The sequence below is a fragment of the Granulicatella balaenopterae genome, from assembly GCF_900111135.1.
Taxonomy (GTDB): domain Bacteria; phylum Bacillota; class Bacilli; order Lactobacillales; family Aerococcaceae; genus Granulicatella; species Granulicatella balaenopterae.
The window spans coordinates 20,071-27,597 of the sequence record NZ_FOGF01000029.1; the positions used below are offsets into that span (position 1 = coordinate 20,071).

The following is a 7,527-nucleotide window of genomic DNA, read 5'->3' on the forward strand; positions in this document are numbered from 1 at the left end:
TGAATATATGGTATCCTTATAAGAGATATAAAAAGTGACAGTTTTAAAATAAATAATAGATACAATAAAAATTAGAGGAGGACTTATGAGTTCAATTAAGATTATTGCCCTAGGTGGGGTAAGAGAAAATGGCAAGAGTTTGTATGCAGTTGAAGTAGATGAAGATATCTATGTCTTAGACTGCGGATTAGTATATCCAGAAGAAGCATTATTAGGGATTGATGTAGTTATTCCAGATTTTACTTATTTAGAAGAAAATAAAAATCGCATTGCAGGGGTATTTTTATCACATGGGCATGCTGATGCAGTAGGAGCATTACCATACTTTTTAGAGCATATTGATGCACCTGTCTTTGGTACGGAATTAACGATTGAATTAGCAAAATTATATATTAAGAATGCGAATACTGGGACAGATTTCGATGATTTTCATGTGATTAGCCCGAATACTGAGATTGACTTCGGTACAGCGACTATTCGTTTTGCTAAAACAACACATACCATTCCAGGTTCAGTAGCAATTATTATTAAGACAGAAGATGGAAATATTGTGTATACTGGGGACTTTAAGTTTGACCAATCAGCAAGTATCGAATATCAAACAAACTTTGGTAAATTAGCTGATATCGGTGAAGATTATGTATTAGCATTATTAAGTGATTCAACGGATGCAGAAAGTCATGTTGAAAATATTAGCGACCGTAAAATTGCGGAAAGTATCTTAGAAACATTCGAAAATGCACAAGGTCGTATTATTGTTGCTTGTGTGGCAAGTAATATTTTACGTATTCAACAAATATTTGATGCGGCATATGAAGCAGGTCGTAAAATCCATTTAACTGGAGCGGCGATTGAAGATGTGGTTAAGATTGCGATGCGCTTAGATAAATTAACTTTACCAGCGGATGATTTAATTGTTACTGCAAAAGAAGTGAAGCAATTACCAGATGAAGAAGTCGTTATTTTAGAGACAGGTGCAAAAGGTGAGCCAATTGCTTCATTACAAAAAATGGCACAAGGACGTCATAAATTAGTGAAGTTACATGAAGGTGATTTAGTATTTATCGCTACAACGCCATCAACTTCAATGGAAACAGCGATTGCTCGTACGAAGGATATGATCTATCGTGCGGAAGCAGAAGTATTCGAAATTTCATCATTACAACGTGCTTCAGGTCATGCAACACCGAATGAATTACGTTTAATGATTAATTTATTACAACCATCATTCTTTATTCCAATTCAAGGAGAATATCGTAGCCAATTAGCTCATGCTGAGATTGCGCATGAATTAGGTATTCCGCATAAAAATATTTTCATACCGGGTAAAGGTGATGTTGTTGAGATTAAAAATGGTCGCATGTCAGTTACCGAACAAGTTCCAGCTAGCAATGTCCTAGTTGATGGAATTGGTGTTGGTGATATTGGAAATATTGTCTTGAAGGATCGTAAAATCTTATCAGAAGACGGAATTTTTGTAGCAGTTGTCACAATTTCTCGTCGTTTAGGCAAGATTTTATCAGGACCACAAATTATGTCACGTGGTTTTGTCTATATGAAGACTAGTGAAGATTTAGTACAAGAAGCTTCAGAGATTGTAACAGAAGTTGTTGAAAGTAATTTAGCGTCGAAAGATTTTGAATGGCCTAAGTTAAAACAAGAAGTCAGAGATTCATTAAGTCGTTACTTATTTGAAAAAACAAAACGTCGCCCAGTAATTTTACCAATTATTATGGAAGCGTCTAATTACAAAAAATAATAAATTTACGTTGAGATAGGGGTTTTAGGATGAATTCAAAATTAATTAAAGTATCTATGGAAGCATTGGTAACAATCGCCATTAGTTGTGGATTATTATTTCTTCCATTATCATATCAAAGTATGGGGATTGATGTAGCAATTTTACCATTAATTATTTTCGCGTTAAGACGTGGGGTGTTACCATCAGTAATGACTAATTTAGTATTTGGGTTAGTGGTGTTCTTAATACAATATCCAGTAGCTGGTTCAGTTGGTAGTAATATTGTTGATACGGTGATCGCTTATTTAATGGTCACTCTAGCGGCTTTATTTGCCCGTAATACAGTTCGAACAGCTTTTAATGTACGATTAAGTTCAACACGTTTAAATATCGTTACAGCGTCGTTATTTGCCGTTTTAGCGAGTCAAGTGATGCATCTATTCGCAATGACCATGGCTAGTCCCACAGTATTAAATGAATCATTAGTATCATTTAGTGAAGGGTTCCAAGGAATCTGGTTAATCATGTTATTATTATGGATTGGAATTTCACTAGTATTAGTAATTTTGTTACAAATTAAGCGTGAAATATTTGTACCAAAAAATACACGATTCTTATCAAGACGCGAAAAATCACATCTATTAAACGACTAATATTAAATGCCACGCTTCTACATATAGAAGTGTGGTTTTTTCTATGTAGTTTGGATAGAGAATAAGATATAATAGGGGAAAGATAATAGTTGAGGAGAAAATAAATGAACGATATTGTTAGTGGAATTATCATGTTATTAATTGGTGTTAACACTTTAGGAGCAGTAATTACTGTTTTTAGAGAACCAAGAGATATTGCTGCTACTTGGGCATGGTTATTAGTATTATTTCTTTTGCCGGGTGTGGGCTTTATTATGTATTTCTTTTTAGGAAGAAAGTTAAGCAAACAAAAGATTTTTGATATGAAGACACAGGAATCATTTGGGATTAGTAAGATTGTTGAGTATCAGCGTAAGACTTTGGATGAATCTAAGGGGGATCCGATTTTTCAGTATAATGATTATTTAAAGGATTTGGCACGATTATTTTTAGAAAGTGATGAATCGATTATTACCCGTGAAAATAATGTTCAAATGATTTTAGATGGGCGTGAAAAGTTCGATCGTCTAATTCAGGATATTAAAGCAGCTAAAGAACATATTCATATGGTTTATTATATTTTTAAAGATGATGAAATTGGCCAGGAAATCATGGAATTATTAGTCGAAAAAGCTAGGGCGGGCGTAGAAGTCTTAGTGATTTATGATGCAATGGGGTCAAGAAGTGCAAGTTATCGTTTCTGGGAACAATTGATTAAAGCAGGAGGACAAGCGATTCCATTTTTTGGTAAAAAGATTGGCTTTATTAATTTTCGTATTAATTATCGTAATCACCGAAAAATTGTGATTATTGATGGGAAGGTTGGGTATATAGGTGGTTATAATATTGGTGAAGAGTATGTAGGGAAAGGGCGTTTGGGTTATTGGCGTGATACTCATATGAGAATTACGGGGAATGCTGTATTAATGTTACAGTCACGATTTTTTATGGATTGGAATGCAGCAGCCAAGCCTAATCAATTAATCGCTTATGATGAAAAATATTTTCCTATCTCATCTGAAACTGGAACAACGACTATGCAAATTGTATCAAGTGGGCCAGATAATGATTACGAACAAATAAAAATGGGCATGATCAGAATGATTACAATGGCTAAAAAGACAATCTTTTTACAGACACCTTACTTTGTGCCAGATGAAAGTATGATTGAAGTTTTGCGAATTGCGGCTTTATCAGGTGTTGATGTTAGAGTCATGATTCCTTGTAAACCTGATCATATGTTTGTTTATCGTGCGACTGAATTTTATGCACAGAATTTAGCCGAAGCAGGTGTTAAGATTTATACTTATCAAAAAGGCTTCCTACATTCAAAAACATTAGTCGTCGATGGTGAAGCAGGAACAATAGGGACAGCTAATTTTGATGTCCGAAGCTTTAAATTGAATTTTGAGATTAATGCTTTTATATATGATCGAAAAGTAGCCAGAGAAATGGAAGAGATATTCTTAGAAGATATGGCAAATTGTCAAGAAGCGACATTAGAATATTTTGCCAAACAATCAAAATTCATGCAGTTTAGACAAATGTTTTCGCGTTTATTAGGACCAATTTTATAAAGAAGCAATAGACAATCAGCAGTAATGTTGGTTGTCTTTTTTTTGTTCGAATAATTAACCGCTTACACAAAATGTTGTTTTTTCAGGAATAAAGATAAAAAAAGAAGAAAAGTAATGAATTAATGAACAATAAAACAAGATAAAGTAATGAAAATAAATCATAAATAGGATAAATGACGGTTGATTTCGGGGGGTGCGTGTTATTATAAGAAAAAAGTAAATTAGCAAGGAGGAGATTTTTTAATGAGTTACAAAAGAAAATTGCTGACAATTGGTAGTACCGTGATGCTAACAACAGGATTAGTAACATTGACCCAATTAGAGGCGCAACAGGTTGAGGCAAGTCAAACTGGCTGGCAAGGTAAAAACTTTATAAAAGCAGATGGCAGCAAAGCCAAAAGTGAATGGATTGAAGATAATGGTTCATGGTTTTACATTAAGGACAATGGCGAATACGCTTCAGACGAATGGGTAGGCTCATACTACCTAAAACAATATGGTCACATGGCTCATAATGAATGGGCATACAGTCCAGAAACAGGTTGGCACTACTTTAATCCAGACGGCACTTACGTTCAAAATAAATGGGTTGGAGCTTACTACTTAAAACAATGGGGCTATATGGCAACAAACGAATGGATCTTTGATAAAGACTATGACAACTGGTTCTTTATTAATGAAGATGGTTCATATGCTCATGATACTTGGAAAGGCTCATACTACCTAAAACAATATGGTCACATGGCTCATAATGAATGGGCATACAGTCCAGAAACAGGTTGGCACTACTTTAATCCAGACGGCACTTACGTTCAAAATAAATGGGTTGGAGCTTACTACTTAAAACAATGGGGTTATATGGCTCAAAACGAATGGATTTGGGATGCCAATAATTCTAGCTACTTCTTCATTGGTGAAGACGGTAAATACGTTCAAAATCAATGGGTCGGTGACTACTACTTAAAACAATGGGGTTACATGGCCAAAAATGAATGGATCGGTAAATACTATGTTGGATCAGATGGTAAATGGGAAAAAACTAGTGATGACAACAACAACAATAACAACAATAATGTAGACATTGATGATAAAGGAAATATCTCAATAAAAACCCCTAAAGGACAAACAATTACGATTACTTCAATTGATGATAAACACATCGGAGGAATAGCTGATTCTATTCCTAAATCAAATGGAGATTGGACAGAAGATACAACTTATTTGTATTTAGAAGATGCTAAAGGGAATCGTACATTCTTCTCACTAAGAGGACATACCGATGAAAATAAAAAAACAACCTTCACAATGCCTAATAGTTTAGCGATTAAAAAAGGTGACACTCTAAAAATTGGTTATTATGAATTAAGTGAAGATATTGGGCACTATTATTTTGTGCCACAATTTACTAATAATTTCACGACATTTAAAGCAACTGTAACGGTTAAAGGAATCAACTATTATAATAAACCATGGAAGTTTTCTGAAAACCTTATGTATTGTCCTCTTGCTTTTGATGGTGAAATCACAAGTTTCACTCCAGAATTTATTGAAGGCAAAATAGATCCTAAATATGCAGGATACAAGATTAAATTTGGACAACATCATGCGGAAGGAGTCTTAAGTGCAACAACTATTAGTATAGTTGATAAGTCAGGGCATTTTAAAGTATATAATACTCTTTTCCAAAATTATTATTCAACGCAAGTATGGTTATTTGATAATACTGATGCTGAGAGATTAACTATAGATATAAGTTTACCTAAGGATAAAGATGAATATGGAGATCCAGCACATGAATGGGGGATAGGTGCTCCTTTCTATGATAATGTTGCTTACTTACCTGAAGGTGTAGAAAATGTCTATAACGATGCAGATTTATATCAAGTTTCCGATAATACAATATTCATAAAAAATAAAGTAACCCCAGAAACTGTAAAAAATGCGATGACTATTAAGAGATATAATGAAGATTTAATTTATCCAAAAGATTTCCAAGTTGAATTAGTTCAAAGTACTGTGCCAGTTTTAGAAAATGGCGCAAAAACTGCAACGGGTCAAGTTGAAGGAACAATCATTTATGCAGATGGTTCAAAAGAACAGTTTACTAGGGAAGTTACTGTTACAGTTATTAATGATGATGATCATAATGCTATTAGTAGCACACGTGAAGATATTAATCGTTTAGTGGCCAATAAACCATTAAAAGCTTATTGGTCAGATGAAGAAACTCAAGCATATGATGAATATATCACGAAGAAAAGTAAAACATATCCAGTTAATCAAACAGAAGGTAATGTAGATGATATCGTAACGTTACCATGGGATGATCAACAAGTGGTCCCATTAAGTGAATTACCATTAGATGCAGATGGTGACTTAGAATTCCTTAAATACCATGAAATCGCTAAAGGACGTGCGCTTCCAAGACAGTTAACAATGGTCGAGAATGATATTTATGGTAATGTAAAATTCAGTCTTTATCCTAAGAGTTATTACAAAGATGGTAGTTTAGCAGATGAAACACTTACCTGGGAGCTTATGACTTTAGAGCAAAGAAATTCTAAAATAGACTATAATGCTAAATATTTCATTAAGTATAACGTGAAAGGTGATTATAACGAATATGGTCAAGAACCAGCACCTGACTTTGAGACTATATACCATCGAGATGTAGATGTAGACACACAAAGCGTTTATACAGTTGATCAATTTAATGCTTTATCTGAAACTGAAGTAGCTAAAGTGCTTGGATATAATCAAGTATTTAAGTATAAATTAGCAAAAGGTGAAGCTATTAATGGAAAAATTGAACGTGGAAATACTTGTGTGTATTATGTGGTTGAAAGAAAAAGATATTATGATTTTAGCGAAAAAAGATATCATGAATACATTGACTTAGCTTGGAATACAGGCGAATACTATAACCCAGCATATGGAATACATTATACATTATATGATGAAGATAAAGGCGCCTTTTCTCCTCGAGTTGATTACGAAGAGTATGATAAAGAGTCAGATAAAATTCATCATGCGTATCAAGCGGAATACTTATTCAGTGCAGTTCCTGATGATATGGACGGATTGTTAAATATTGAATTCCCAGAAGCGTATCAGTATGCTCGAGTGACTAATGGAAGACCTTCTAGAGCCTATATCAATGAGCCGGAAATACCATATGTCCCTGGACAGTAAAAATTCTCGACGGTTAGAAGTTGACGGTTTAGGACGCATAATTTAAGTAAATATAGTTGATGCAGTCAGAGTTGTTGTTCTGGCTGCATTTTGTCGGTAATGAAGACTTTATACAAAATATCGAAAATTCAGGAATAAAGATAAAAAAAGAAGAAAAGTAATGAATTAATGAACAATAAAACAAGATAAAGTAATGAGAATAAATCACAAATAGGATAAATGACGGTTGATTTCGGGGGGGTGCGTGTTAAAATAAGAAATAACACACAAAATGCAAGGAGGAGATTTTATAATGAGTTACAAAAGAAAATTGTTGACAATTGGTAGTACAGTGATGCTAACAACGGGATTAGTTACGTTAAGCCAATTGGATGCACAAATAGTT

4 protein-coding genes are annotated in these 7,527 nt (G+C 33.9%); all 4 read left to right on the forward strand.

Annotation, left to right across the window (positions count from 1 at the left end; all coding sequences use genetic code 11):
• Positions 1–85 precede the first annotated feature (85 nt).
• The 4 genes from BMX09_RS07145 to BMX09_RS07160 all read left to right on the forward strand — a co-directional run bounded on the left by BMX09_RS07145 (position 86) and on the right by BMX09_RS07160 (position 7,142).
• Entirely contained in the window at positions 86–1,759 is a 1,674-nt protein-coding gene (locus BMX09_RS07145) for a ribonuclease J (RefSeq protein ID WP_089747190.1), read from the forward strand.
• A gap of 29 nt (positions 1,760–1,788) precedes the next feature.
• A complete protein-coding gene (locus BMX09_RS07150) occupies positions 1,789–2,394 on the forward strand; it encodes an energy-coupled thiamine transporter ThiT (protein WP_089747192.1) in 606 nt (201 codons plus the stop codon).
• 104 nt (positions 2,395–2,498) lie between these two features.
• Entirely contained in the window at positions 2,499–3,950 is a 1,452-nt protein-coding gene (gene cls / locus BMX09_RS07155) for a cardiolipin synthase (RefSeq protein ID WP_089747194.1), read from the forward strand.
• Positions 3,951–4,193: 243 nt separating this feature from the next.
• Positions 4,194–7,142: a hypothetical protein gene (locus tag BMX09_RS07160; protein ID WP_089747196.1), complete on the forward strand. Its 2,949-nt coding sequence runs from the start codon at positions 4,194–4,196 to the stop codon at positions 7,140–7,142.
• Positions 7,143–7,527 lie beyond the last annotated feature (385 nt).